The sequence below is a fragment of the Microcoleus sp. Pol10D4 genome, from assembly GCF_036701555.1.
GTDB lineage: Bacteria > Cyanobacteriota > Cyanobacteriia > Cyanobacteriales > Microcoleaceae > Microcoleus.
Genome location: NZ_JAUBRA010000032.1, coordinates 24754 through 51277, shown reverse-complemented (window position 1 = coordinate 51277; position 26524 = coordinate 24754). Strand labels below are relative to the sequence as shown.

Here is a 26524-nt window from a genome sequence, read left to right as displayed (position 1 = left end):
TATTAAATTCAACTGATTACTAGAAACTGACAACTGGGAATTTACAACTAATGATAGTTTTGCTTAACGCACTCCTCGCCCAAACGCCCGCTGCTGATGTTTCCGGGTCTGCTCAAATTAATCTGGTGCAGGCCCTTGTTTTAGGGATTGTACAAGGATTAACAGAGTTTTTGCCCATCAGCAGCAGCGCTCATTTGAAGGTAGTGCCGATCGCCCTGGGATGGGGCGATCCGGGGGTTGCTTATACTGCTGTTATTCAGTTGGGCAGCATTATTGCAGTGCTTTGGTATTTCTGGAAAGACTTGACAAATATAACTGTTGGTGCAGTTGAATCCGTGGTGCGGCGCGACTACAAATCGCAAGAGTTTCAAATGGCGGTAGCACTGGTTTTGGGAACAATACCTATAGTCTTTTTTGGGCTGCTAATCAAGGCATTGGTTCCAGATTTTGACAACTCGCCACTCAGGAGTTTGGCCAGCATCGCCATTGCTTCGATCGTCATGTCGCTACTGTTAGCAACAGCAGAAAAAACTGGCAAGCGCAATCGCACTTATGAAAAGTTAACTGTCTTAGACGGAATTTTTATGGGATTAGCTCAAGCAATTGCATTGATTCCGGGGTGTTCGCGATCGGGTTCCACTCTAACAGCAGGATTGTTCATGGGATTGGAAAGGCCTGCCGCCGCGCGGTTTTCTTTTTTAATGGGAATTCCGGCAATTACTCTGGCTGGATTAGTGGAATTAAAGGGTGATTTGGGACAAGGAATCGGCGATGCTGGAGTTGCAGCTTTGATAGTGGGAACGATTTCGGCATTTGTGTTTTCTTATTTGTCTATCGCGTGGCTAATGAAGTTCCTGCAAACTCAAAAGACGTGGATATTTGTGTTATATCGGCTAGCTTTTGGCGTAGCCATTTTAACGGCGCTCGCAGGTGGGGGGCTGAGAAATATCTAAAACACGACTAACTTGAACCTAATTATAGCCCTTCTCAAGGGCAGTGAGGTATGTTCGGTAATGGGTAAGAAAGCAATCGCTCGCCCTAGCACCTTACTCACACTTTTTTGCCCTATATATGCCGTAAGAGCTGCAACTTGACAAGCATGAGAGTTTAAGGCTTTGACAAAGGGATATTCGGCTCTCAATGCTGTATTGTGACGATACATATCTTTTTGTTCCACACCTCGGTTGCCCATCCAAAAACGGACACATTTGTGGCGGACAAACTGAGCGGTTTTAATCGCTTCGTCTGCAGCAGCGTATTGAGTTGTTTTTGCCTTAGCCTTAAACTCTAAAACTATCATTGACGTGGAAAAACTTTACAACAGTAGCAGTATTGGGCCACGCTGGAGGCGGTAAATCAACTCTCAGCAAGAGATTATCGGACATCACTGGGTTGCCGCTTTACGTCTTGGACAAGATTAAATATCGATCGGGCGGCGTTGAGGTGTCACAGGAAGAATACAAGCACGCCCATCAGGAAATTTTGCAGACTGACAGATGGATTATTGACGGGTTTGGTTGCATGGAAACCGTCTGGCTGCGACTTGATGAGGCGGATACTCTGGTTTATGTCGATCTACCGCTATACGTGCATTCCTGGTTGATGACTAAACGAATGATCTCGGGTTACTTTAATCCGCCCGAAGGCTGGCCAGACAATAGTCCAATATTCAAGGGTTAGATGATTAGTTACCGCGTGCTTTGGTTGTGTCACAAATATTTGACTCCAATGATATCGCGAATATATCGATCGGGAACGAAGTAGCAAAAGTGTTTATCACATCATATCTACTGAACAGATTCGCAATTTTTTGAGTCTATTGAAAATGAGATCAAGATTAAAGATGGTGAACTGATATAATCAACTTTTCCTATAACTCCAGATATAAAATACAGAGAAAATCTTCAATCAATTTTATTCCCAAGTGCATTGGGTATGGATGACTAATATTTCCTCTTGTAAATGCGGGCGAAATTCTTAGAAAATGCGGGACGCGACAAAGTGCTTTAAGATTGTCTTCTGTTTGAAAATCTCGACGAACAAAAAATGGCAGCATTTCGAGCATTTGTTGATGTTTGTAGGAAATATTTGCAGCATATATACCCCCATCACGATCGCTTTTATACAATTCTCTAGCTTGAGGAGTTTTTTGGTTTTTCTGAGTCGATGGAATTTTACCAACTGAAAAATAGTGTAAAAATTCTGGAACAGTTTTATCTATAAATCCACTTAGTTCTGTAAAATCTGAAGTTGTAGAATTTTCGTCCCAACTTTTTCTATTAGTTACATACTGTGGAGTTTCATGGTTACTGCGAATGCGAACAACGCCAAGTAAGTTTTCAAAGTTTTTGTCGTCTCTTGGATATTGACAATTATGACCCGGTACGCGCTCGAAGTTGAGAATATATTTTTGTTCAAATAAATACTCATTTTTTAATTGAAACCAAGCTTCATTCTTAGTGCCATCTTTAGTACGCTCATTCCGCCAGACATCAGCTTCAATTAAAGCAATTGTGGGATTTTCAAGATGTTGGCTTAAAACGTCAGCAACAAATTTCACTAACTGTCCGCCTTTCATTTGAACTAGATCGATAATTTTGCGATCGTTTTCTATTGTATTTCTTGCTTTTCGTACCTGATGAAATAATTGACCTATAGCTATCCCTGCTTTTGAATAAGGAACCCATTTCGGTTGGTGAGGAAGCAAAACATCTACTGTGCCTCCAGCACTAAGGCGAACTGCTACTGCATATTGAAAAGGAGTTTTACCGATAAAGTTATTTTTTTGAAGGCGACAGAAAGCAATTACATCTAATTTTTGAGCAAAATTTTCTGGTATTCCTGCAACTTTATAAACCTCTGATGGTAAACCGTATAATGTTCCTGTTTGACGCAGGGTTACATCTAATATTGCGTTTAATACTCTTCCCTCGTCCGCTTTGCTATAAGTTGTATCGTCTTCTGAGTTTTCTTGGTCCTTTGGTTTATTTGCTTTGACTGTTTGCAGCATTTGAGAATTAATATTCTCCAATACACAAGCTTCTCTAACAGCTCCACGAATACTTTGTTGAGGATGTATTCCTTTTACTTTACTCGTTCCGATTTCAATTATGGCAAAAAGTTCGCAATTATGTTTACCCTTGAGTAAAGAAACGATTTTTTCTTTAAAAAACTTTTGCCAAGCTTGACGTTTCAACTGATGTTGCTTTTTAATTTCCTCATCAAAATTAGGGTTAACTGAAGGCAATCCAGACACGCGTAATTTTTCTAAGAGACTGGAGTCATGGATAAAAACATCTATAACATTGATGTGTGCTGGAAACTCATCGCCGTCTTGCAATAAAAAAGCTTGACGTAACTGCTGGCAAACTAATGTTTTAGTGTGTTCTTCGTAGTAAACTATAAATAAATATATCTCTTTGTCATTCGTGGTTTGTTTAATAGCACGTGCAATAACATTTTGCTTATCTTTTATGTATTGCTGTTTCGCTTCTCCCGTTATTTTTTTGAGTGCAGATGGAATTAAAGATTTGTGATGCAAGTCGTAATCGCTCATTGCTAAAGGCAGTTTTTTACCAGCAGGTACAGGAATATCGAATTCCATCGGTCGATCTGGAATTAATACAGGATTTAGCAATTGCAATATTTGATTAGTAATATCGGCTCTTTCTGTTAAACTAAACCCTGTTTTAATAGAATGTCCGTGTCCTCTGCCTTTTTGACCTTCTTGTTTGTATTCATAGCCTTCAGCATGGACGATATAATATTCATCTTGATTCCAATCATCAAAATCATCTAAATTACCAAACCCTCTAGGGTTGTTCAAAATCTCTTGAGGATTAACAAGCGCTCGCGCTTTAAATTCAGTTAATAAATCAGGTAATTGTTCTTGCCAATTTTTATGAGCTTGATTTTCAATAGTTAATCTAACTAAGGTTGAGTCGATCGGATATTTATCTAAACGAGCTTGATTCATGCCCATTAAGATTGAAATATCCCGACCATGATTAGCATCTACTAAAGGTTCGTGAGCGTATCTTTGACAACTAAGGTGTATGAATACCCAAGGTTTTAAATGGCCTTCTGTGTGAAATCTTCCTGCTTGAGTATGCAAATAAAAATCTAAACGATAAGCAAAATAACCTTCTTTTTCTTTAGCATTTTTCTCACCACTTTTTCTGTAATCTTCCTCAAAATAAGTTGCTTTAAAAGGTTGACTAACTAAATGTAACCCTGTTCTTGTTGAACTACCTCCTTGTACTTTACGCCATTTGAGCGTTTGTTCCATATCTCCAGAAGAAATAGTACAGGTTTGTTCGTGTAACAAAGTTACTAATAAACTTGGTATCGATTGATAACCCAAGCCATTTTGAGCATTAAGATCTTTAATTAAAGTTTTAAGTGCAATAAATTCCCACTGCCAATCTTCAGGGATTTTATCTATAGCTTCTAGAAAACGATCGCATACAGATTGAATCTCGTCTCGTTGGCCTTTCTTTTCTAAAGACTGTTTGATCCAAGTTTGCGCCCAGATATAAATCAGTTCGTGTATTTGTTCTGGTGTTGGTATACTTGATTCGGCTCCTGTACCAACAGCTAAAGCGCGATATTGAGGGATGTAATTTACAGTTTCTAAATATTCAAAGCCATGCGTTAAGGTAGAACTACAAGCTAGTATAGCATTATTTAATTGGCGGTACGGTGCATAAATTGTCTGTTTATTGCGGAAGACTTTTTCGAGATTTTGGCAAAATTCTTTTACTTCCTTAGCGAAAGGAAACATTAATACGGCGATGTTTGCATCGGATAGCGAATCGATCGCTAAATCCATACGAGCAGGTAAAGCAAAGGAAGGGTTGATTTTTGCAGGCATAATCTGTACTCCAAATTAAAGTTTTTTACTGTTGTCATGGGAAACACACATCACTCTACAAAATATTTTAGAAGTAAACGACTTCAATATTTTCTAAAGCATCAGCCAAAGGCTTATATAAAGCATTTCCAACAGAGTTATTTTCGGCTGCATACTCGCCAACTCTGAGGATAGTTGCTACCAATAAGCTGTTTTCTGCCGTATCATTATCGATAGTATCAGGATCTTCTCCTCCTCTAATAGCAGCAAGCTTTTTAGCACTGTTATCCGCCCAAGCCGCATCGACAAAATAGCCATGAAAAGGAACACCACCGCGAATCAAACGCCCTACTGCTTGAATAATCCTGCCTAATGTAGTTGCAGCTAGATCGTCGCGCGGAAAGGAAGATAAATCCTCATTATCCCGCAGGGTTTTATAATAAGAACGTTGTTCGATCGAGCGCCAGTAAGTATTTGCTGTTTTCCGCAATAATTCCGCACGATGAGCAATGCCGTCTCCCTGTTGCCAAGCAATAAAGTCTTCCTTCTCCAACCACTGATAAGTGCGTCGATTCATCTCTTGAGCAATCGCCTGCGTATCATTAGGATGGGGATAAGGGCGAGTCAGAAAGTAAACTGCACCAAAAGCAGCTTTACCGTTACCATTCAAGATATTAAACCCGCGTCCAATAGAACTGGTAGGAGCAACTAATATTTTACCTTCATTCTGTCCGAATATTTCGATATCTGCTCTTTTTAGCTCTCCTGGTTGCGGTTTACCGTCTTGTGTCGGTTCTAATTCATCATTAACTAGATGGTAGATTTGCTGGCGAATCCTGGGACAATAGCTGCGCATCTCATCAGCTACCCATTTAGCTTGTTCGTAAGAATTGACCAACACTAAAATGCGATCGCGACCGTACCACAGTTCGGGATCGTTGTCGCCTAATTCTTTGAGTTTTTGCAATTCTTCTATCAAATGATTGCTACCGCTAGCTGTAACTAAAGATTTAGCAATTTGGGTAAATTTAGCATTGGCTTGCTTTTTATTGCTCAAATTACCAGAAACCCGCATCGGTTTATTTTTATCGTCAAACTGCGGAATAAATTTAAACTCACTTTGCGCGATCGCCTTTTGCGCGCTGGCTTCGGGCATCAATACTCCTTGAGGATCGCCCACATGAAAGGTAGTTGAGTCGGGTAAATAGGATGTTCCTGAAAGTGCTAAAACATTTGGGCCTCGTCGCCCGTCAAAATCGGTTAACAAGCGGTGATAGTTAAGCACGTAATCTCGCCCAATATTGGTATAAGCAAATAAGCTCAGAGTATTGCTATTTTTGCGAGAATAGTAAGTACCAAATTGTCTGCCTGTTGCTGGCAATGGCAGAATATTCATCATGGCGCTTGGCATTCGTCGGTGGGGAGAGGTTTCGCGAATATTATGAGGTCTATTTTGCCATTCGTAAAATACTATCTTGGTATGGCGATCTAACAAAGTAATAGTGAGAGCAAACTGCAAACGAATCGCCAAAGTCTCAATAGTATCTAGATCCTCCTCTTCTGTCAGATGTGGATACAAATCTTCTGCATTTTGCTGATTTCTGAGACTAGCTAACTCGGTTCGCAATCCATTTAAGTTGCTTTGTGTGGCCGGCAAAAAAGTAGACATCCAGTTGCGACAATCATCATAAATATCTTCGTCTGTCGCGCTTTCTCCCGTACTATTAATCAGCCGTACAATTTCTAATAACCTTGTTGTAGCGGTATTTGACTTATTGCGGGTCAGTACAGGATCGTCTTTGAGAAAATCCTCAAAATAATCCATTATAGATTGTATTTCTCGCTCGTCAGTTCTTAATTGCTGTTCCGATCGCGGATAAGAATTAACCTCTTCTAACCCTCCCAAACGACGCGCCAGTTTGTAAAAAAGAACGTGAGGCGTAAAATAACCCTGTTGTACCCAGTTTTGCAGGATTTCTTGCCCTAATTCATCACTTAAAAACGTTAGCGTAGCGATAATTGCTTTTTGGGCATCTCTTTGTACCCCACTCCATCTCGATTTCAAAGGCGAGCGCACTAAATCGATTCTCTCTGATTGTTCAGTTTTAACGTTAATATTATCAAAAACACCGTTTTTACTCCGATCGGTCAGAGTTACTTGTTCTGCATAAACTTTATCAAACCACTCAATAATGGTATCTGCCTCATCAAACACTACAATATCCGACTGTTCGTAAACTAATTCACCGATTTTAATCGGACGTAATTCGTAGTGATAGGGCATTGCTGCTTGTGCCATTGCGCCAGGGGTAGTAATCCAAACTCGCGCTTTTGGCATATCCCGATATACTTGTTGTGACGGACAGCGATCGAATAAAGGACAAAAATAAGCTTTACCAGTGGCTATTTTTGTCCGATCCTTGGGTGCTTTTCTGAGACTGTGACAGGGTTCTGTTCCCGGTTTGAGGGGTTTGCCGTTTAAAATATTATTGCGATCGCTTTGAGAAATTCTTGCCTGTAAAGGACAGACAACACTTAACCAACGTTCGCCCCAGTGCGGCTGTCCTCTTTCAAGATGTGCTAGATAATCGTCAGAGTCAGAAAAGCCTTGTAAATGTTTATCTCGCTGACTTCTTCCTAAAATTGGTACGGCGACAGGATCGTCTGCTTCTGGAGCGTCACAAAACCACCAATTAATTTGATTCGCTATTTTAATAGCTGATTGAGTATCGCCTACAACTATAGTAATTCGGCGTTTTGGATGGTTCCTAATTACATCACTAGCTAACAGCAAAGATAAGGTAGATTTTCCTGCTGCTACCATCCCCGGAAGGTGAGTAAAACCGTCTATGTTTAAAGTCTGTGCGGGTTGTTGTTCGACTGTGTTTCCCGGTACAACTTTGTGATAGTTGAGCTTATTAAAACGTTTTAACCAATAACCTTTAGCCGTATTTAGCCAAGAATATTGCTGTGCTAGAACTTCTTCTCTATTATCTAAAAAAACGGCTTCTGATTCTAAGTCAGCAAGATTAACAGTAACAGGCGATCGCTCTTGTACTCCATCAAACCAGGGTAAAGGATAAGATGTTGTAATTTGTGCTTGAGTAAACTTAACCTGCAACTTTACTGTTTCTTCTTTTGTCTCGGATTCAAATTGATAGTAGGTGTCATCTTCTACTTGTCCGCGTTCTCTTCTGCGATAGCTTAATGTAGCAGTCAGACATTTTTCGTAAATACATTGATTGGCTTGTTGTTGCAAATTTTTAGCGCCGTAGATAATTTGATTATCTAAATTTTGAATATCGAAGTCATAATTGCGCCAATTTGCATGAATCCTTCTCCGATAATCTCGCAAAGCATTCAGCCAGTTAAAACGAGCTGAAAAAGGGACAATTTGTCTGGCATTTGCGATCGCCCTTCTATCTTCTGCACTTAAATTCTGTAACTTAGGATGTTTGATAAACATCCCGCTTAAAATTGCCCAGACTGCGGTAACGGGTTCGTCATCTAAGCCCAACTTTTCCATTAAGGCAAAACCAAGTTCGACTTGTAAGAGTAATTTTGGTTCTTGGACGCCCTGTTCTTCTAAAGCAGCGATGCGATTTGTAAAATCAGCAGGCGGTTCAAATAAAGTGTTGCTAGACATTTAAACTGTTCCTCCTTTTTGTAATTCGGCAATTTTGTCATTGACTCGGATTTTAAAACTTTTCTCACTAACTAGATGAGTCGCATTTGTTAGCTGTTTCGATTCTTTTCGGAGAATTTCTAAATAATCTGGATAGTTTGCCATGCAGCGATCGCTAATTACATAAAAACTTTCGTTATAACGCAAACTTCCCTCGCCATACAAAGGCTCGATCTTTTTCGCAAGTTTGTAAGGATCGCGCACATCTTTAATATCTATCGCCCATACTGCACCATCGCTGAAACGCAATTGTAAATCGTAACGATCCAAACCGGGATATAATTTGACTTGGGGCAAACAGTTTGAATGTTTTTCTTTTAATTCTGCTAAAGCCGAATACAAATTAAGTTCGGGAATCCCAGGAAAACAAACTCGTTGATGAATGCCATCTTTAATCCGAAGTAAACCTGTTTCCCACTCAACCTGATGGACGAAAGACTGGTCTTTATGATGATTTCCGCACAAACGAGGTTTTATGCCTTTCAATTTTCCGTGTTTTTCAGTTAACACGCCACAGCGATCGCAATACCAATAGGTTTGATTATCCTGACATTCTTCGTATAACTCTCCAATTTCTTCGAGAGAAATATGCTTGGTACGCATCAAAGTCTTACGAATCTGACTGGGAGTAGTGTATGGATTTTTAATCAGAAAACTACGCACTGATAAATATTCCTGCTGCGCTATCTCCGGAGCGATCTCGTTAGAAATATTTCGCAGTTTTTTTAAGATTTTTGTGATTTTTGAATTATCGATCGCTAGTTGTTTAACACTGGCGCTGGCGTATTCAGGGAGTCCTCCTTTCTCCAATAATACTTCAGCCAGATAATCATTAGCCTCTTCGCTGAGACTCCCTTCATCCATCAAACCAAAATCGCCATCGAATTCTTCGGGAATAAAATGACTCGGACACCAATCTTTTACTGGTTCTTCCAATAACTTCCAAAAACCATTCATTGTTTTTGGAAAAGGTCTGCTTTTCTCCATTTCCAGGGCTAAAGCATTCATTGCGTGGCGCAGCAAATCTGGATAAGGATACTTTTTGTCTCGATCTAGATATTCTTTTGACCCAATTACTAGATAGTCAAAGACTTCTGTTTTCTTGCTAGTAACCATCAAACCGATCCTTTGTAAAGTGAACAAAATTGATAAGGTGGGATGTGCCTCCTCTTACTCTTGACATCGCTAAAAAATAAATTGCGCGTACACATTACCTTGGTGGTGCAGCCAGCTATTTTATGGCTGGATAAAATCCTCTAGCCATTTTTTGCCAACGCAAATACGGCATTTGAGGGTGCAAGATGTTGGGCTAACCCGATTTTTTATCACGGCTTTTTAATTTCTGCACCGCTAAGTACACATTACTTAACAGCCCTTGCTTCTTACAAGCGATACAATCGTTTCACCAAGCATACACGACTCTCACCTGCCGTGTCAAGGGAGAAACGAAAATATTTTTTGTGAAACAGCGATGGGAAATTATTTAGACGTAGAGAAATTGGCTAGCCTAGTCCGCAACAAGCGTCTCAATCGCGGATTGCGGGAAGTAGCCAAGGAAATAGGCAACGTTAGCCCTTCTACGATCTCGCGAGTCGAAAACGGCAAGACTCCAGACATGGAAACTTTTTTAGCTTTATGCGATTGGTTGGGAGTACCGCCAGCAGAACTAATTAAAAATACTGAAGAAGAAGAAGCTGTAAATACTCCTGAAGCTATTAGTATTCAACTACGGGCTGATAAAAATCTCGATCCTGCGATCGCGACTGCTTTAGCATCTTTAGTTAAAGCGGCATATAAAGACTTATCTCAAAATCCAAATGAGGGGGAATAATTTATAGTGGGATTGATAACTAGCTTGTCAACAAAAAACAGGCAGAGATTGGAATCCATCGCAACAGACCAACGCCATCATTTAGGTTTTAAAGCCTACCAACCATTATCATCCAAAGTCTTAGTAAAATATTTTAAAGCCCAAACTTTCACTGCTGAAACAGTACCTAATACCGAAGCAGAACAAGTAAAAATCTTATGCGATAGTGACAATTGGTCAGCAGGAATTATCCGTAAAAATCCACTTTGCATCGTCCATAATTCTCGTCATGCACCTACCAGACAAGAATCTAACTTGATGCACGAATTCGCCCATGTCATTCTTAAACATAAGATGGTCGGTTGCGATCCTCAAACAGGACTCCCCCAACGCCGACAACAAGACGAAGACGAAGCAGTATATTTAGGAGGCTGTTTGCAAATTCCCAGACGTGGCTTATTGTGGGCTGTTCAGAAAAAGATGACCGTTGCTCAAATTGCCTTACATTTTAATGCTAGTGAGGAGATGGTGAATTTTCGTATTAATGTTAGCGGTATCGATATAGTTTAATTAACTTTTACAATGGGCGATCGGGTTAAAATTCAAGGGTAACGCTAAAATAGGCTTATGCAAATAAAATGGCTGAGGAATGGTTGTCGAGTTTTTGAATATAATAGACTCTACACCAACTACCACGATTCGGCTTTCGCCGACACTAAGCGATGTCTACCGAAACATTAGTTAACTGGCTCGAATCGACCACCGAATTAGGCATATTATCCCGCGAGATTTTACAGGCGATCGCGCGTGAAATGGAAATGGCAACTTTTCCCGCCGGATTTCGAGTGGTAATTGAAGATACGCCTGTCACTAATCTCTATATTTTAGAACGGGGACAAGCCGATCGCTACCGCAGCAAACAACCGGGATTAATGTGGGCGAGTAGTTTGTTGCCGGGGGCGATCGTGAATTTATCTGCCCTCCAGCGATCGCAACCTGCCGATAGTCGAATTATAACTCGGACAGAATGTCAATTTTGGGTAATTAGTGCCGATCGCTGGCGCAATTTGCTAAAAAGATATCCACGCATTACCGAAGCCTACGCTCAACGCTTGGCAGCGAAATTAGAGCAGTTAGAAGCAGAAATTGCCTACGAACGCGAGCGTCAAAATGCCCTCCGCAGCTATCTAGTACCCAGGGCAAAACGAGGAGTCATTGGCAATAGTCGTTATGCAGTGAAATTGCGCCAACAAATTCGCATGGCATCGAGTGACAGCCGATCGGTATTAATCTCTGGCGAACCTGGTTTAGAAAAAGATAATTTAGCTGCTTTAATTCATTTCGGTTCCCAGCGTCGCAACGAGCCAATTATTCAGATTAAAACTGCTTTACTTCAGAGCAATGGAGCGGAATTATTCGGGCGGTTGGGCGGCAAACCGGGGCTGTTGGAATGGTTGGGAGAAGGGACGTTAATTTTAAATGACGTGCAAGAATTACCCGCTCAATTATGCCCCCAAATTCAGCAATTATTAACCGAGGGAACCTATACGCCCGTTGTCAAGGAAGGACAAATACCGCGACCACCGCGTTCTAGTAAGGCCCGGATAATTTTAATCTCAGAAATTGTGCAGCCCAAGCTAGATAAGCTGACACAACACAAGATTAAAGTCCCATCCTTGCGGGTGCGAAAAGCAGATTTAGAGGCACAAGTCAACTATTATCTCAATATCATTGCTCGCCAAAAGAAATTAGTCAAGCCCCAAGTTACACCGGAAGCAATTCGCCGCTTACAAGCCTACGATTTTCCAGGGAACTTGCAGGAATTGCAGGGAATGGTCGATCGCGCCTTAGTTCAAGCACAGGGGAGTCAGGTATTAACGGAAGAAGTGTTTTGGGCACAGGCAGCGAAGAAACAAAAGTTTCGCCTGAATTTATTAAATATTTATCCAAAGTTTCGGCAATTTTTACGGAGCGATTGGTATCCCGATCGCGTGAATTATTGGTTTACCACCTGGGTGTTTGCATTGGTGGTAATTATCCTGTTTGTTGCTCCCCAAGATCGACAACATAATTTTGCCCTAAATATCTTTTGGGCGTGGTGGTGGCCGTTAATTTTATTATTATTCCCCATCATCGGGCGATTGTGGTGTGCTTTTTGCCCTTTTATGATTTATGGGGAAATCGTCCAAAAACTATCGCTAAAAATTTTCCCTCGAACTCTCAATAAATGGCCGCGCCAACGAGCCGAAAAATGGGGTGGCTGGGTTCTATTTGGACTATTTACTCTGATATTTCTGTGGGAAGAGTTGTGGAATTTAGAAAATACCGCCTATTTATCCAGTTGTTTGTTGTTGCTTATCACCGCCGGAGCGGTAATTTTTTCCCTAATCTTCGAGAGGCGATTTTGGTGTCGTTATTTATGCCCGATCGGGGGAATGAATGGATTATTTGCTAAACTCTCAATTATAGAACTTCGCGCCCAACAAGGAACCTGCGGGGCGGAATGCAGCACCTACCAATGTTACAAAGGCGGCCCCGGCTTGGGGGAAGGATTAACTACTAATGGCTGTCCGATTTATTCCCATCCCGCCCAATTAACCGATAATAAAGATTGCGTCTTGTGCATGACTTGCTTGAAAGCTTGTCCGCATCGATCGGTAGAATTAAATTTGCGCCCTCCCGGCATCGAATTATGGACTACCCACGTTCCTCACAGTTATGAAGTTGCCCTGTTATTTCTATTATTAGGCGGTATTTATCTGCATCGCTTGCCGGAGATAAATAGTTGGTTGGGGCTGGGCATCAATTTAGAGCAATTTTTACCTCATTTAGGACTGTCGATCGCAGTGTTAATTATCCCGCCGCTGATTCCCCTAATTGCCTACGCCGTCATGCAGGCAATTTATCGATTGGGACAAGCAGAAACCATGCCATTTACAACCTACAAACCCCTCTCATTTGTATCTCTCGCCTACGGTTATTTACCCTTAGTCTGGGGCGGTAGTTTGGCTCACTATTGGCGATTGGGATTGCAGGAAGGCGGCCGATTGATTCCCGTAACTTTTGCCACTTTCGGACAAATGAGAGACGATTTACCGAGTTTTATTGGCGATCCAGCGGTGATTAGTTTCTTGCAAGGTTTAACTTTGATTGTATCATTATTAGTTACAATATTTGTGACTCAAAAAATTGCCAAGCGCTCAATTAAATCTTTGATTCCGCAACATTTAGCGAGTTTGTGCCTGATGCTGAGTTTGTGGTATGCGATCGTAGGAACCTGAGAGGGAGTATGCGCGATATATTACTTTGAGTTTTAATTTTTTACTTGCTCTGACCAATTTAAGAGCAGGCTTCTTGCTGACAGGTACAGCAAAACACCATTAAAAAGGTGCCAGAAGAAATGAGTCCCTGGTGAAAACAAAGGGCAAATTGCCCGATCGCCAAATTCAGCCTAGACAAGTTAAACTGTAAACATTCTCCGCTAGCCACATCCTAAACTATGACCGCACATCAGGAATCCATCATCGACCAGTTCACTCGTCAGGCAATTCCCTTCTCTAAATTGTACGCTCACACCAATCAAGAGTCTCTGTACCTGCTGAGAGAAATGGCGAGTGTATCTGACAAAGACACAGTTTTAGATGTTGCTTGCGGTTCAGGTATTGTTAGTTGTGCTTTTGCGGAAGTTGCCAGTCACGTTACTGGCATTGATATCACACCAGCGATGCTCGAACAAGCCCAGATTCTGGCGCAACAGAAAAACTTGATTAATCTGTCCTGGCAACAAGGAGATATTGAAACACTACCATTTCCCGATGCTACTTTTTCTATTGTTCTGAGTCGTTACGCTTTCCATCATTTTTTGCAGCCAGATGTTGTTCTATCAGAGATGGTTCGCGTATGTCGTCCAGGTGGTCGAATCCTGATTGCTGATGTTGCTTTGCCACCGGATAAAGTGAATGCTTATGACCGGATTGAGAAGTTGCGCGATCCCTCTCATACTCGCGCCTTGACTCTGGAAGAGTTTCCAAAATTAGTCGCAGATGCCAATCTTCAAAATGTTAAATTGGCTTTTTACAAGGTAGAACTTGGACTAGAACAACAGTTAGCTGCTTCTTTTCCCAACCCCGGCGATGACCAGAAAATCAGAGAAATTTTTAGAGAGGATATTGGTGTTGATAGTCTCGGAATTGGCGCGCATTTTCGAGGCGAGGAAATTCATTATGCGGTTCCCATCGCTGTCATCGTTGGCGATAAAATAGCCTAAGTTTTATCAATTCAAAACAAGTGTAACAGAGTCCCACTAATAACAAACAAATAATTAATTGGGAATAACTAATAAATATGAGCGAATTATCAACCCGACCAGCCCTAATCACTAAAGTTATCCCCGACAGCATCTGCGCCGAAATGGGATTTGAACCCGGAGACTCAATCGTCGCCGTCAACGGTCAAAAACCCCGCGACTTGATCGACTATCAATTCCTGTGCGCCGATGAATTTCTCGAACTAGAAGTATTAGATGCCAAAGGCAAAACTCACAAGTTAGAAATCGAAAAAGAGTACGACGAAGACTTGGGAGTGGAATTTGAAACTGCTCTCTTCGATGGACTAATTCAGTGCAACAATCGCTGCCCTTTTTGCTTTATTGACCAGCAGCCTCCGGGAAAGCGCGAAACTTTGTATCTCAAAGATGATGACTACCGCCTCAGCTTTCTTTATGGTAGCTATCTCACTCTCACAAATCTGACTCAAAAAGAGTGGGACAGAATCGAACAAATGCGGCTTTCTCCTCTCTATGTTTCCGTACACGCTACCGAATCAGAAGTGCGAATTAGGCTGTTAAAAAATCTCCGGGCTGGGAAGATTCTCGAACAAATCAAATGGTTTCAAGAACGCCGCTTGCAAATTCACGCTCAAGTAGTTGTTTGTCCTGGGATTAATGATGGCGAACATTTAGAACGCACTTTGTTAGATTTGGCAAAGTTTCATAGTGGAAATATGCCCGCTGTAGCATCGGTGGCTGTAGTGCCGGTGGGTTTAACTCGTTTTCGCCCTCCCGAAGATGAACTGATCGCAGTAACTGCGGAAAAAGCGCGAGAAGTAATCGAGCAAGTGCAGAAAATTCAAGTGCTTTTGAGTAAAGGAAAAGGCGGGCAAAAAGCTAAAAAGCAGAATTCAAAATCGCGGTGTATTTGGCTGGCGGACGAGTGGTTTTTAATAGCGGGTTTAGATTTGCCGTCGGCTGCTGATTACGAAGATTATCCCCAAATTGGTAACGGTGTGGGTTCGATCCGCCAGTTTATCCAGCAGTTTGAAACGGCTTTTGAGAAGCTGCAACCGATGCAAGTCGAGCCCGATCGCAAGTTAGTTTGGGTGGTGGGGAATGCTGTAGAAAAAGCTTTTGAGCCGATCGTACAACAACTAAACCAAATTCCCGGCTTGTCCGTCAACATGGCAGCACTGTGCAGCCACTACTGGGGACAAACTATCACTGTCACAGGTTTGCTCACGGGGCAAGATTTACTCGAAGCTTTGCAGGGGCGAGACTTGGGAGATGGCATCCTGCTGCCGTCGGTGATGCTAAAACAGGGGGAACCGCGTTTTCTCGACGACATGACCCTCGAACAGCTCGCCAGCTCGCTGAAAACCCGGATTTTGCCGGTGAGCGGAGTAGAGGAACTAATCTCGGCGGCGATCGGTCTGGCAACTGCTGAGGTTGAATTGTAAATTTTGAATCGAACATTCAAAAGTTAAGATGAGTAGGGTAATTCTGACTTGTAACTGGCGAGTTTAGGCTACAAACTAGAAACTTGAAGCCAACTCTTGCTCTAAAATTGTCTCTAGGATTGCAGACTAATTAAAAAATTATGCGTGTTTTTCGTCAAATCATCGGAGTCGGAGTGGGCGCTGCAATTACTTTGGGCAACGCCGCACAGAGTGCTTCAGCACAGCCTCCGGCTCAGTCTCAGGACAGCTTGGCCCCTAGCAATCAGCTCGTCGAATTAGGGCCGAATGTTCGATCGACCTCGAACACAGCGGCAGAATCAGCATCACAGGCCGAACAGTCGATCGCCCTTAACCCTCAAACCAGTCCCGAGCAAGCATCAAAGCCTCAACAGGCTGCTCCGGCTTCCCCATCAACTCTGTCTCAGGCCGGTTCGACGCCTCTAAGAGGGTTGGAACCGACACAGACTCAGCAGCCTTCCCCGAACCCTCCCAACAATGTTCCTGTGCCCAGTTCCCCGGTACCAATTCTCCGGGGCACTCCGAACGAAAGTTTCCCCCCTCTCCCTCCGAGGGGCATTTTAGACACCAAGCCTCCGGCTTCCCTGGAACCCAACCCGAATCCCCTGCAGTTTCCGACAAACCCGGAGGATGTCAGGATCGAGCAAACAGAGTCAATTACCTTGCAGCAGGCGATCGACCTCGCCCGCCGCAACAGCCAAGTTTTGCAAATCGCCGGACAGCAAGTGGAACAAAGCAGAGCAGCTTTGCGCGAACAGCAAGCTGCTCTTTATCCAGACCTGAATTTTCAAATGGACGCCAGCCGTTCTGTGAGTGCCGGCGGAGAACTCCAAGTCCGGGCTCAGCAGCGTCGCCTCAACTCTGTGGCAAACCAAACCGGGCAGCCCGCCCCCCAAGCCCCCCCAAATTTAGGCAGCAACAGTCTCAACAGCGCTTTGCAGTTGAGCTATGATGTCGATTTGTTCGGAAGGCGGCGGGCTAACATCCGCGCGGCAGAGGAACAGTTGCGCCTTCGGGAACTGGATGTGGAACGCCAAGCCGAGCAACTCCGCTTCGATACTGCTGAGGCTTACTACACTTTGCAAAACGCGGACGGACAAGTTGCCATCCGCCAAGCTTCGGTCAGAAATGCCGAGCAAAGTTTGCGGGATGCCGAAGCTTTGGAACGGGCAGGGGTGGGAACCAGATTTGCTGTGTTGCAGGCTCAGGCAAATTTGGCTAACGAAGTGCAACAACTGTCAGTTGCCCGTCGCGATCAGCGAGTTGCCCAGCGGCGTCTGGCTGAGATTTTGAATGTCAGCCAGTCGGCGAACTTGACAGCGGCTGATCCGGTAGAGCAAGCGGGCTCTTGGAGGCTGTCTTTGGAAGAGAGTATCGTGCAGGCTTTTAGGAATCGCCCCGAGTTGGAACAGCAGTTGGTGCAGAGGGATATCAGCAAGCAGCAGAGGCGATCGATTCAGGCGGGGCGTTTGCCTCAACTTAGTGTTGGAGGTAGTTACAACGTGCAGGGACAAGACCCTGACGACCCCGCTCCGTTTATTCCTCGTGGGTGGGCCGATGGTTATTCGATCCGGGCGAGTCTGACTTGGAGTATCTTCGACGGGGGCGCGGCGAACGCCAGGGTAAAACAGCGGGAGGCTGATATTACGATCGCCGAAAGTCGATTCGACCAACTCCGCAATCAGGTGCGCCGGGAAGTAGAACAAGCTTATTTTGGCTTAGAGTCGAGTTTTGAGAATATCGAAACTTCGGAGGCGGGGGTTTTGCAGTCGAGGGAAGCTCTGCGTCTGGCGAGACTGCGGTTTCAAGCTGGTGTGGGTACTCAGACGGATGTGATTCAGGCGGAAACTGATTTGACTAGGGCTGAGAGAAACCGATTGTCGGCAATTGTCACGTACAACCTGGGGCTTTCGTCTCTTCAGCGGGCTGTGAGCAATCTTCCGACTAATAACCTCTCGGATGCTCCTTGACATTGAGTTGGGGCGAGCTTTAATTACCAGAAAAATTGGACATCCTGTATTAAACGTCTGACACATTCGTTAATATTTTGTAATAGAGTTCCATGTCAACTGCGTTAGGGAATCGGCAATGGCCAATATCAAGTTTGTGAAGGAAAATCAGGAAGTCATCGCAGCAGACGGAGCCAATTTGAGACTCAAAGCTCTAGAAAACCGCATCGATTTGTACACGTTTTCGGGAAAGCTCATGAATTGCGGGGGCATTGGTCAATGTGGCACCTGCATTGTGGAAATTGTCGAGGGCAGTGAAAATCTGTCGCCCCGCACTGACTTTGAGAACCGCAAGCTCAAGAAAAAGCCCGAAAACTATCGGTTGGCTTGTCAAGCTATGGTCAATGGCCAGGTGAGCGTGAAGACTAAACCGTAACTTTCAGAAGGCAGAAGGCTAGAGATGCTCTAATGCAGAAAGAAAGAAAAATGAAGAATGCAATAATTGTGTTTTTTTCCTATTTCACTGTATAATCACGCCTTTTGCCGACCTAGGAAAAGAAACTTGGTTTCTAGGACAAATAAGAGATTGGGCCGCGAGGCATCCAGGCAGAAAGCGGGTTTAGATGCTTGTCCGTCAGCTCTTCTTCTGTCTTCGAGTTTGCCTTTTGCCTTTGAGTGATATCCTAGTTGTGTGTGTTTTTCTATTTTCCGATAGAGGCGAGCGTCTTCATGGAAGTTAACGATTTAGGGTTTGTGGCAACCATTCTGTTTGTATTGGTTCCCAGTGTTTTTCTAATCATTCTGTACATTCAAACAGCTAGCCGTCAAGGTAGAAAAGATTAGCAACTGCTGCTATTTCTGTCAGGCGCAAGCTGCTTGCAAAAAAAAAGCGCCAACAGCTTTTTGCTGAGGCGCTTTTTTTATTAACTGTTGAGTGTTAGCTGCTAACTCTTAACGTTGATACTCTCAGGGCTGAAGCCACTGAGATTCTGCTGACAGAGGAAGCTTTAAGTCTTACTCTCGCTACGACCGTCAAACGCCGTCTACATAGTCACCCACATTAAATTTAGGTTTCTAGCTACTTTTATTTTTTTAGAGCTTTCCGAGTCCATCGCTAAGCCAAAATGCGGTACGCTCAACAACCTGCTATTACTTGCCCTTTACTGTCATACTGTCATCAAATTTGCACTTGACCGTTGTTTCCAGGGGCGGGAATTTCTCCGTACTAGGATGTCTCAACACGTAGATGGTTGTTCTTACTCACTTGTCGATCAGAATACAATATTTCAATAGAAATAGCAACAAAGAAAGACACGGGGACTGAAGTCCCCCGTGCCGCTTCCCTCTCAGGGCTGAAGCCACTGAGTTTCCCGCATCCCGTATTAATTTTTATGAGATTCTAGCCGACTGTGCGGGCTAGCAAGACGGGACAGTTGGCGTAAACTCGCACGTAGTCTGATAGCGAATTTCCTAGGAGTCGATCGATATCCACAAAGTTTTTGGCAACATTGGGTCGCCGATCCGGGGAACCGATTACCAACAAGTCGGCATTCAAGTCGTCTGCAATCCGACAAATTTCTTCCCCTGGCTTGCCTGTAGCACTCACGCAGCGGTAGCTAACTCCCATTTGTTTCGCTAGTGCTACTGCCGGAGCTAATACGGGGTCTTTTTCAGCACTTGCTGTTAAATCTTCGCTGGCTTTTCCCGTCAAATCTTTGGTGACGTGTACTAAAATTATCTCTCCCCCGCTGACTTCTTTAACCAAAGATAGCGCAAGCTCTAATGACTGTTTGGCAGCTTCTGATTTGTCTACTGCCACCATGACGCGCTTGATTTTTTTGACGTAGATGTCGTCTTTTACTAACAACATCGGTCGGGATGTTAGCTGGAAAACGTACTGGCTGACAGAGTTTTCCAAAATCGATTGCAGCCGTCCGAGTCCCCGAGAACCCATAATTACTAAGTCGGATTGTTCTTCTTCTGCGACTTGGCAAACTGTGGTTTTCGGGTCTCCCTGTTTGAGCCGGGGGTTGACTTTGCTGGGATCTATTTTCAAAGACTGGACTGCTTGTGCTAAGATCTTTCCTCCTTCTTCCAACTTCTCGGCCATGCCATCAGAGGTTACTTGCGGCGGCACGACGTGCAAGACGGTGACAGAGGTTTGTTGCAAGGAAGGGATGTCCATCAACATATTAAACATCTCTTCGCACAAGCCGCGACCGGCGACGGCTACTAAAATTTTTTCTATCATGGTTTTGGCGGTAAAAACAGTTGAGTTTTCTTGTGCGACGTTAAACTAGGGCGTTGGTACTCTAGTTTCTTACAGTCAAGCATAAGCCTGAAGTTTGTCTTATGATTTGTAGAAATGTAGCGTTTTGGAACGATTTGTAAAGTGTTAGAGAACGATCGAACTCAACCAGAACTCGCACCGGCTGGTGCTATTCAAAATCGGCGGGGGATGGACTCTGAGGGCTGGTTTGAATATTTGGTGCGAGTGTACCCTCACCATACTGACTACAGCGGTGTGGTTTGGCACGGGACTTATATTGCTTGGATGGAGGAGGCTAGGGTAGAAAGTTTGCGCTCTCTTGGCATCGAGTATGCAGACTGGGTGGCGCAGGGTTTGGAATTGCCCGTGGTGGAACTTTCGCTGCGCTACCACCGGGCTGTACAAATGGGTCAATCTGTGGCAGTCAGAACGCGGATCGCTGCTACCGAGGGTGTGCGGCTGCTTTGGGATTACGAAATTCGATCGGCTGATACTCAGGAGTTATATGTGACAGCACAGGTAACTTTGGTTGGTGTCGATCGTGACAAGAACAAGATTATCCGGCAATTGCCACCGGCGATAAAGGAGGCTTTGACGAGGCTTTCTGTTAAACCTTCAGCCTAAGCTGCTGTTAACTATAAAAAATAGTTGGTGCAGCCATAGTAAGTAGAGTGCGTGACTTTTGAGTCACTCCATTCGTCGCCCAAATTTTCTTTTGTCACGCACCCTAGACAACTGCCTTTTGCCTTCATTGGAACTTTTAATAATGTCAAAAAAACTGGGATTGCCAGAGCCAAATATTGAACTTCAGCGCAATATTTTGGAAAAAACCGAGTTAAACTCTGCCTTAACAACTGAAGACAAAACTATTGTTTCGGGAAAGCAAGACGGTTTAAATAACGGTGAATTAGCTGACAGTCAAGGCAAATTTTGGGCGATCGTATCGCTGTCTGCGGCGCTGCTAGCGGTGTCGCTGGCGGCGATTTTTATTAAGTTTAGCGAACGGGAAATCAGCCCGAATGCTACTGTTTTTAACCGTTTGTGGATAGCAACTGTAGTATTTGGAGTGTGGAATGGTGCTGATGCTGCGCGCCGCCGAATGTCTGGGGCCCAAGTAGAAGAGCGATCGAGCTACACTCTGCAAGATGTGATGCTGTTAACAGCCGTAGGCGTGGTTTCTTCTGCTTCTTTGGGTTTCTGGGCCTGGTCACTAACTCAGACTAATGTCGCTAATTCTACTGTACTGCGAAACTTAACTCCTTTATTTACTACTTTGGGGGGATGGCTGCTATTGGGGCGGCGCTTTGATAACAGGTTTTTGGTGGGACTGGCGGTGGCTTTGTGTGGTGCAATTGCGATCGGAATCGACGATTTGCAAACGGCGGGAGACACTCTTGTCGGCGACGTTGCTGCTCTTTTATCGGCGATGTTTTATGCAGGAAATCTGCTGATTGCAGAACATTTGCGAACGAAGTTTCCGGCGACAACTATATTGATGTGGCGCTGTTTTATTGGTAGTATATTGGTTTGGCCACTGGTTCTGCTGGCGGGCGATCGAGTTTTTCCTTATTCTTGGCAGGGATGGCTGGCTGTAATTGGTTTGGCGGTGATTTGTCAAGCTTTCGGCCAGGGACTGCTCATCCACAGTCTCGGTCGTTTGTCGTCGGGATTTGTCGCTCTTTTCCTGCTGCTAGAACCCGTGATTACTGCGATTATTGCTGGGGTGCTGTTTGCGGAAAGTTTGAGCTTGTTTAATTGGTTTGCTTTCTCGGTAGTTTTAGCGGGAATATATTTGGCAAAATCTAGCCGTTCGGCCGATAAAAAATAAAACACACAGGAAAAAATACTTAAATGATTCCAACCTCAATTAGCCTGAATCGCTGGCATTATGACTTTAGTTTGCTACCTCAATATTTGGAGGTGCTGTTTGCTAAATTGCGAATTGCTGTGGTGTTCGGCGGCAACTGCGATCGCCCTGGTTCTGTGATTTACAAAACTCACAATCCCCGCGCTTGGAAGAGTTACGAAGTGGTCGCCCGCGAGATTGCTAAAGCATTAGCAAAAATTGGCTTTCAGCAAGTCTTTGTCATGCCTGACGACATGAACTTGGCGGAACAACTAAAACAAAAAAATATCCATTTAGTGTGGCTGAATACTGGGGGAGTCCAGGGCTACAATCCTGTTTGTCACACTCCCGCATTGTTGGAAATGTTGGGAATGCCTTATGTCGGTCATAATCCTTTAAATAGTTCAACTTTAGATAACAAACACGCTTTTAAACGAGAACTGCAATCAGTCGGAATTAAAACCGCTCCCTTTATGACTTGGCATCCTTCTCAAGGGATTTTGGAGCCTAATTTGCATCAACGTTTTGCCATTGCATTCGGGGAGTATCAAGGGCCGTTTGTTGTCAAACCAGTATGCGGTCGCGCTTCGCTGCACGTTCATTTTGTAGACAAGGTTGAGGGTTTGTCTCAGGCGGTTTCGGAAGTTCACCGAGACACTCACAATACTGCTTTAATTGAAAAATATTTGCCGGGACGAGAATTTTGTGTAGCGGTCTGTGGCTATGTTACTTATGCTAAAGGCAGATTTGATAAACATACAAAACCCTTTGCTTTTTCGACTGTGGAGCGCGTGCTGGAGCCTGACGAACGTATCTTTACTTCTATGGATCAAAAGGCGATTACGGCAGATAGAGGACGGTTGATGGGCGCTGAGGAACCAGAACTCAAACAAAAGTTAATTGAGTTAGCTCGAAAAATTTATTGGGAGTTTAGTTTGAACAGTTTGGTGAGGATTGATGTCCGAAGTGATGCTGATGGCTCTCTTTATGTTTTGGAAGCAAATCCCAAACCGGATTTGAAACATCCAGGGGAAAATGTGACGAGTTTGGTAGCTTTAGGTTTGGCGGAATACGGGATGAGTTATAACGATTTAATTTTTAGTTTATTGGCGGATAGGTTGGATTATTTGTTGACTCAGCATATCGAAATTATTCCTCATATTGTGGATTTGCTTCATTAATCGGACTTGCAGGGTGCGCTGCACCTTACCTCTAAACAAAAGGGATTTGTAAAGAAATATAAATTGTTGAGCCAAGTGAACACAGGCTGACAAGTTGTGATAGCTTTGAGTAATATCAATTCCGGTTGCACTTCTCATGATTGTTGACTGTTGGCTGTTGACTGTTGGCTGTTGACTGTTGGCTGTTGACTGTTGGCTCGGAGTCAGAAGACTGAATGGTTGAGTGTTAACTGTTGACTCGATTTTATTATTCCGATGCAACCGGAAACGATATAAGATAGCGATTTGTGGATGTCCATTTTTTGGTCAGCATCAAAACAAGTCAATTTATTTTAATTAGATAAAACAAATGGAAGCATTACTTTTATTAATAGGCTTTGGAGGCGGGGCATTAGTCTGCTACCTAATTTTGAATAAGCGAAATTCACGCAATTTGGTGCGGATGCAGGGTTCGCAGGAGGCTATATCGAATTTGGCTGCTCAGTTGGATGCCCGAACTTCGGAATTGCGACAAAAAGTACAGAATGAAAATCAGCTAAATTCTGAATTGTCGCAGTTGCAGAGTCGGTTGGAAACTGTGACTCGCGAGCAAGAATTGTTAAACAATCAAGTGTCGGAAATGGAAGAATTTTTGGCAGGAATTGCCCAGGATCGATCGCAAATTGATGCTTTGATTGCGGATTTGCAGTTTCAACTAGAAAATGCTCAACAAGCTGAGTCGCAGTTAGCAGAAGTGGCCGAACTTAAAGATCAGTTAGAAGTTGCGGATCGGGAGCGATCGCAACTTAACGCTCAATTGCTGGAAATGCAAGCAGAGTTAGAGGCGGTGGATGCAGAACGTTCTCAATTTCACGCTCTGCTGTCGGAATTTGAGAGTCAGTTGGAAACGGCTAGCCAAAGCAGATTGCAGGTACAGTACCAGTTGTCGGAAATTCAAATTAAGTTCGATCGCTCCATTGAAGAGCGGCACCAACTTCAGTCTCAACTGTCGGGTTTGCAAACTCAACTGCAATTAGTCGAAGCAGAGCGATCGCAATTTACTTCGGAATTGTCAGAGCTACAAGCTCAATTGGACAGTGCAGAGCAAGAACGCGAAACACTCAACTCTCAATTGCAAACAGCTCGCGAACAAGCAAAGCAACCTCCGTTTGAATTATTAGAACTGCAAAGACAGTTAGAAGCAGCTAATGAGGAGAAAATGCAGTTAAACTCTCAAGTTCATGAATTACAACTTCAATCCGAAATGGTGGTTTTAGAGCGAGAGAGACTGCTGTCTGAGTTGTCAGAATTGGAGTCTCAGATACATCGCAAGGATGGAGATAGCTCGCAACTCCAATCTCAGTTATCAGAACTGCAAGCTGAATTAGAAGCTGCTAACACAGAACGATCGCACCTTTATTCTCAACTCTCGGAATCCCAAAGTCAAATTGAGACAGCCCATCAGAATCAAACTCAACTTCAATCTCAAATCTCCCAGTTAGAACGCCAGTTAGAAAGTGTGCGTCAAACTCGCTCTGAATTAGAAGTTCAGCTAGAAAATGCCAACACAGAACGCTCGCAACTTTATTCTCAACTCTCCCAATTGCAAAGTCAAATCGAAACAGCCAACCCGAATCAAAATCAACTTCAATCTCAAATCTCTGAGTTAGAACACCAGTTAGAAATTGCGCGTCAAAATCGCTCTGAATTGGAATCTCAACTCACTTCTCAAATCTCCCAATTGCAAAGTGAAACCGAGACAGCAAATCAGAACCAAAATCAACTTCAATCTCAAATCTCCGAGTTAGAACACCAGTTAGAAAGTGTGCGTCAAAATCGCTCTGAATTGGAATCTCAACTCACTTCTCAAATCTCCCAATTGCAAAGTGAAATCGAGACAGCCAATCAGAATCAAAATCAACTTCAATCTCAAGTATCCGACTTAGAAAGTCAGTTAGAAAGTGTGCGTCAAAGTCGCTCTGAATTGGAATCTCAGCTCACTTCTCAACTCTCGGAAACTCAAAGTCAAATCGAAACAGCTAATCAAAATCAAGCTCAACTTCAATCTCAAGTATCCGAGTTAGAACACCAGTTAGAAAGTGTTCGCCAAACTCGCTCTGAATTGGCATCTCAGCTAGAAACTGCTAACAGAGAACGATCGCACCTTTATTCTCAACTCTCGGAAACTCAAAGTCAAATCGAGACAGCCAACCAGAATCAAGCTCAACTTCAATCTCAAGTATCCGAGTTAGAACATCAGCTAGAGACAGTTTATCAAGAACGCTTGCTGGTAACATCGCAACTTTCCGAAGCGGGCGATCGACAATCTGAGCATTTTGACTCGGAATCAGAGCAAATTAAAGCATCTACTTCAGATACCAAAGTTGGGAAGAGTCAAGGATTTGTTGTTTCTCAGCAGGGTGAAGGCGATTATACTACTATTAGCGAAGCGCTGAAAAATGCAGCACCGGGCACGCGCATTGACGTGCATCCAGGCGTTTACCGCGAAAGTCTAATTATCGACAAATCGGTAGAAATTATCGGCAGCGGAGATGTCGATCGCATTGTGGTTGAAAGTATCAACTCAAACTGCATTCAAATGGCAACTGACAGTGCTTTAGTGCGCGGTTTAACACTGAACGCAACTGGGAAATATTACACTGTAGATATTCGCAAAGGCGAGTTAATCATAGAAGACAGCGATATCACTTCTGCGGACTATTCTGTGGTGGGAATTTGCGGCCCCGATGCAAATTCTATCCTCCGCCGCAGTCAAATTCATGATGGGGTATGGAACGGAATTTTTATATCGGATCATGGGAAAGCAACGGTGGAAGATTGCAGTATTTTTGACAACGGCAGTTTGGGAATAGGTGTCGGATTGGGAGGAAAATTGATCGTGCGCCGGTGTCGGATTAATGGTAATGAAGGTGAGGCGATCGCCATTTACAGAGATGGCATTGCTACCGTGGAAGATAGCGATTTAACGGGCAATGCTGGGGGTGCTTGGCGCATTGCAGATAACGGATACCTGCGGGGCAAAGGCAATCAAGAATAGAAAAAGGAAGTTCGGCAACGGATGATGTAACGGATGTAACGGATGTAACGGATGTCAGGAAGAAGGCAGAAGGCAGAAGGCAGAGGGAAGAAGGAAGAGAAAAGAGGGAATAGAATTCCCAATTAGCAGTTCCCAATCCCCGATTGC

General features: G+C 43.6%; 19 protein-coding genes. 14 read left to right on the top strand and 5 right to left on the bottom strand.

What is annotated here, in order from left to right; all coding sequences use genetic code 11:
* The first annotated feature begins 50 nt into the window (after positions 1 to 50).
* Complete coding sequence (locus QUA36_RS17085) at positions 51 to 953, top strand: undecaprenyl-diphosphate phosphatase (protein WP_333164027.1); 903 nt, start codon at positions 51 to 53, stop codon at positions 951 to 953.
* On the opposite strand, the gene QUA36_RS17080 is transcribed toward QUA36_RS17085, so the two are convergent.
* Positions 950 to 1300 carry a hypothetical protein gene (locus QUA36_RS17080; protein WP_333456168.1) on the bottom strand — a complete coding sequence of 117 codons (351 nt, stop codon included), beginning with the start codon at positions 1298 to 1300 and terminating at the stop codon, positions 950 to 952. The genes QUA36_RS17085 and QUA36_RS17080 overlap by 4 nt on opposite strands.
* Between QUA36_RS17080 and QUA36_RS17075 the strand changes: the two genes are divergently transcribed.
* On the top strand, positions 1300 to 1680 hold the full coding sequence (locus QUA36_RS17075) for a hypothetical protein (protein ID WP_333458488.1): 381 nt from the start codon (positions 1300 to 1302) through the stop codon (positions 1678 to 1680). The two genes, QUA36_RS17080 and QUA36_RS17075, sit on opposite strands and share 1 nt — an antisense overlap.
* Before the next feature lie 190 nt (positions 1681 to 1870).
* Here QUA36_RS17075 and QUA36_RS17070 read toward each other — a convergent pair whose 3' ends face one another.
* From QUA36_RS17070 to QUA36_RS17060, 3 genes are all read right to left on the bottom strand, one after another.
* Complete coding sequence (locus tag QUA36_RS17070; RefSeq protein ID WP_333458487.1) at positions 1871 to 4873, bottom strand: pPIWI_RE module domain-containing protein; 3003 nt, start codon at positions 4871 to 4873, stop codon at positions 1871 to 1873.
* A gap of 67 nt (positions 4874 to 4940) precedes the next feature.
* Positions 4941 to 8498: a pPIWI_RE_Z domain-containing protein gene (locus QUA36_RS17065; RefSeq protein WP_333458486.1), complete on the bottom strand. Its 3558-nt coding sequence runs from the start codon at positions 8496 to 8498 to the stop codon at positions 4941 to 4943.
* On the bottom strand, positions 8499 to 9653 hold the full coding sequence (locus QUA36_RS17060) for a restriction endonuclease-related protein (RefSeq protein WP_333458485.1): 1155 nt from the start codon (positions 9651 to 9653) through the stop codon (positions 8499 to 8501).
* Between the two features lie 355 nt (positions 9654 to 10008).
* On the opposite strand from QUA36_RS17060, the gene QUA36_RS17055 reads away from it, so the two are divergent.
* The 8 genes from QUA36_RS17055 to psbM all read left to right on the top strand — a co-directional run bounded on the left by QUA36_RS17055 (position 10009) and on the right by psbM (position 18887).
* Complete coding sequence (locus tag QUA36_RS17055) at positions 10009 to 10368, top strand: helix-turn-helix transcriptional regulator (RefSeq protein ID WP_333458484.1); 360 nt, start codon at positions 10009 to 10011, stop codon at positions 10366 to 10368.
* Positions 10369 to 10416: 48 nt separating this feature from the next.
* Entirely contained in the window at positions 10417 to 10917 is a 501-nt protein-coding gene (locus QUA36_RS17050) for an ImmA/IrrE family metallo-endopeptidase (protein WP_333458483.1), read from the top strand.
* Between the two features lie 152 nt (positions 10918 to 11069).
* On the top strand, positions 11070 to 13628 hold the full coding sequence (locus tag QUA36_RS17045; RefSeq protein ID WP_333458482.1) for a sigma 54-interacting transcriptional regulator: 2559 nt from the start codon (positions 11070 to 11072) through the stop codon (positions 13626 to 13628).
* A gap of 218 nt (positions 13629 to 13846) precedes the next feature.
* A complete protein-coding gene (locus QUA36_RS17040) occupies positions 13847 to 14614 on the top strand; it encodes a methyltransferase domain-containing protein (RefSeq protein WP_333458481.1) in 768 nt (255 codons plus the stop codon).
* Between the two features lie 77 nt (positions 14615 to 14691).
* Entirely contained in the window at positions 14692 to 16077 is a 1386-nt protein-coding gene (locus QUA36_RS17035) for a TIGR03279 family radical SAM protein (RefSeq protein ID WP_333458480.1), read from the top strand.
* Between the two features lie 140 nt (positions 16078 to 16217).
* Positions 16218 to 18065, top strand: coding sequence for a TolC family protein (locus QUA36_RS17030; RefSeq protein ID WP_333164046.1), 1848 nt, complete (start codon positions 16218 to 16220; stop codon positions 18063 to 18065).
* A gap of 118 nt (positions 18066 to 18183) precedes the next feature.
* A complete protein-coding gene (locus QUA36_RS17025) occupies positions 18184 to 18480 on the top strand; it encodes a 2Fe-2S iron-sulfur cluster-binding protein (protein ID WP_006631487.1) in 297 nt (98 codons plus the stop codon).
* Positions 18481 to 18773: 293 nt separating this feature from the next.
* A complete protein-coding gene (psbM, locus tag QUA36_RS17020; RefSeq protein ID WP_015177760.1) occupies positions 18774 to 18887 on the top strand; it encodes a photosystem II reaction center protein PsbM in 114 nt (37 codons plus the stop codon).
* 556 nt (positions 18888 to 19443) lie between these two features.
* Here psbM and QUA36_RS17015 read toward each other — a convergent pair.
* The gene (locus tag QUA36_RS17015) at positions 19444 to 20295 is read right to left on the bottom strand and encodes a universal stress protein (RefSeq protein WP_333164049.1); all 852 of its coding nucleotides are present in this window, start codon (positions 20293 to 20295) and stop codon (positions 19444 to 19446) included.
* A gap of 141 nt (positions 20296 to 20436) precedes the next feature.
* On the opposite strand from QUA36_RS17015, the gene QUA36_RS17010 reads away from it, so the two are divergent.
* From QUA36_RS17010 to QUA36_RS16995, 4 genes are all read left to right on the top strand, one after another.
* Positions 20437 to 20937 carry a thioesterase family protein gene (locus QUA36_RS17010; RefSeq protein WP_333230942.1) on the top strand — a complete coding sequence of 167 codons (501 nt, stop codon included), beginning with the start codon at positions 20437 to 20439 and terminating at the stop codon, positions 20935 to 20937.
* A gap of 142 nt (positions 20938 to 21079) precedes the next feature.
* Positions 21080 to 22141, top strand: coding sequence for a DMT family transporter (locus tag QUA36_RS17005; RefSeq protein WP_333451972.1), 1062 nt, complete (start codon positions 21080 to 21082; stop codon positions 22139 to 22141).
* Between the two features lie 23 nt (positions 22142 to 22164).
* Positions 22165 to 23340: an ATP-grasp domain-containing protein gene (locus QUA36_RS17000; RefSeq protein ID WP_333451970.1), complete on the top strand. Its 1176-nt coding sequence runs from the start codon at positions 22165 to 22167 to the stop codon at positions 23338 to 23340.
* A 349-nt stretch (positions 23341 to 23689) separates the two neighbouring features.
* Positions 23690 to 26377, top strand: coding sequence for a right-handed parallel beta-helix repeat-containing protein (locus QUA36_RS16995; protein ID WP_333458479.1), 2688 nt, complete (start codon positions 23690 to 23692; stop codon positions 26375 to 26377).
* Positions 26378 to 26524 lie beyond the last annotated feature (147 nt).

Bases quoted from the DNA above. Each gene is read 5' to 3' on its own strand.
- QUA36_RS17045 (WP_333458482.1), top strand. From the start codon at position 11,070: ATGTCTACCGAAACATTAGTTAACTGGCTCGAATCGACCACCGAATTA.
- QUA36_RS17040 (WP_333458481.1), top strand. From the start codon at position 13,847: ATGACCGCACATCAGGAATCCATCATCGACCAGTTCACTCGTCAGGCA.
- QUA36_RS17035 (WP_333458480.1), top strand. From the start codon at position 14,692: ATGAGCGAATTATCAACCCGACCAGCCCTAATCACTAAAGTTATCCCC.
- QUA36_RS17055 (WP_333458484.1), top strand. From the start codon at position 10,009: ATGGGAAATTATTTAGACGTAGAGAAATTGGCTAGCCTAGTCCGCAAC.
- QUA36_RS17060 (WP_333458485.1), bottom strand. From the start codon at position 9,653: ATGGTTACTAGCAAGAAAACAGAAGTCTTTGACTATCTAGTAATTGGG.
- QUA36_RS17015 (WP_333164049.1), bottom strand. From the start codon at position 20,295: ATGATAGAAAAAATTTTAGTAGCCGTCGCCGGTCGCGGCTTGTGCGAA.
- QUA36_RS17025 (WP_006631487.1), top strand. From the start codon at position 18,184: ATGGCCAATATCAAGTTTGTGAAGGAAAATCAGGAAGTCATCGCAGCA.
- QUA36_RS17070 (WP_333458487.1), bottom strand. From the start codon at position 4,873: ATGCCTGCAAAAATCAACCCTTCCTTTGCTTTACCTGCTCGTATGGAT.
- psbM (WP_015177760.1), top strand. From the start codon at position 18,774: ATGGAAGTTAACGATTTAGGGTTTGTGGCAACCATTCTGTTTGTATTG.
- QUA36_RS17005 (WP_333451972.1), top strand. From the start codon at position 21,080: ATGTCAAAAAAACTGGGATTGCCAGAGCCAAATATTGAACTTCAGCGC.
- QUA36_RS17080 (WP_333456168.1), bottom strand. From the start codon at position 1,300: ATGATAGTTTTAGAGTTTAAGGCTAAGGCAAAAACAACTCAATACGCT.
- QUA36_RS17000 (WP_333451970.1), top strand. From the start codon at position 22,165: ATGATTCCAACCTCAATTAGCCTGAATCGCTGGCATTATGACTTTAGT.
- QUA36_RS16995 (WP_333458479.1), top strand. From the start codon at position 23,690: ATGGAAGCATTACTTTTATTAATAGGCTTTGGAGGCGGGGCATTAGTC.
- QUA36_RS17085 (WP_333164027.1), top strand. From the start codon at position 51: ATGATAGTTTTGCTTAACGCACTCCTCGCCCAAACGCCCGCTGCTGAT.
- QUA36_RS17030 (WP_333164046.1), top strand. From the start codon at position 16,218: ATGCGTGTTTTTCGTCAAATCATCGGAGTCGGAGTGGGCGCTGCAATT.
- QUA36_RS17065 (WP_333458486.1), bottom strand. From the start codon at position 8,498: ATGTCTAGCAACACTTTATTTGAACCGCCTGCTGATTTTACAAATCGC.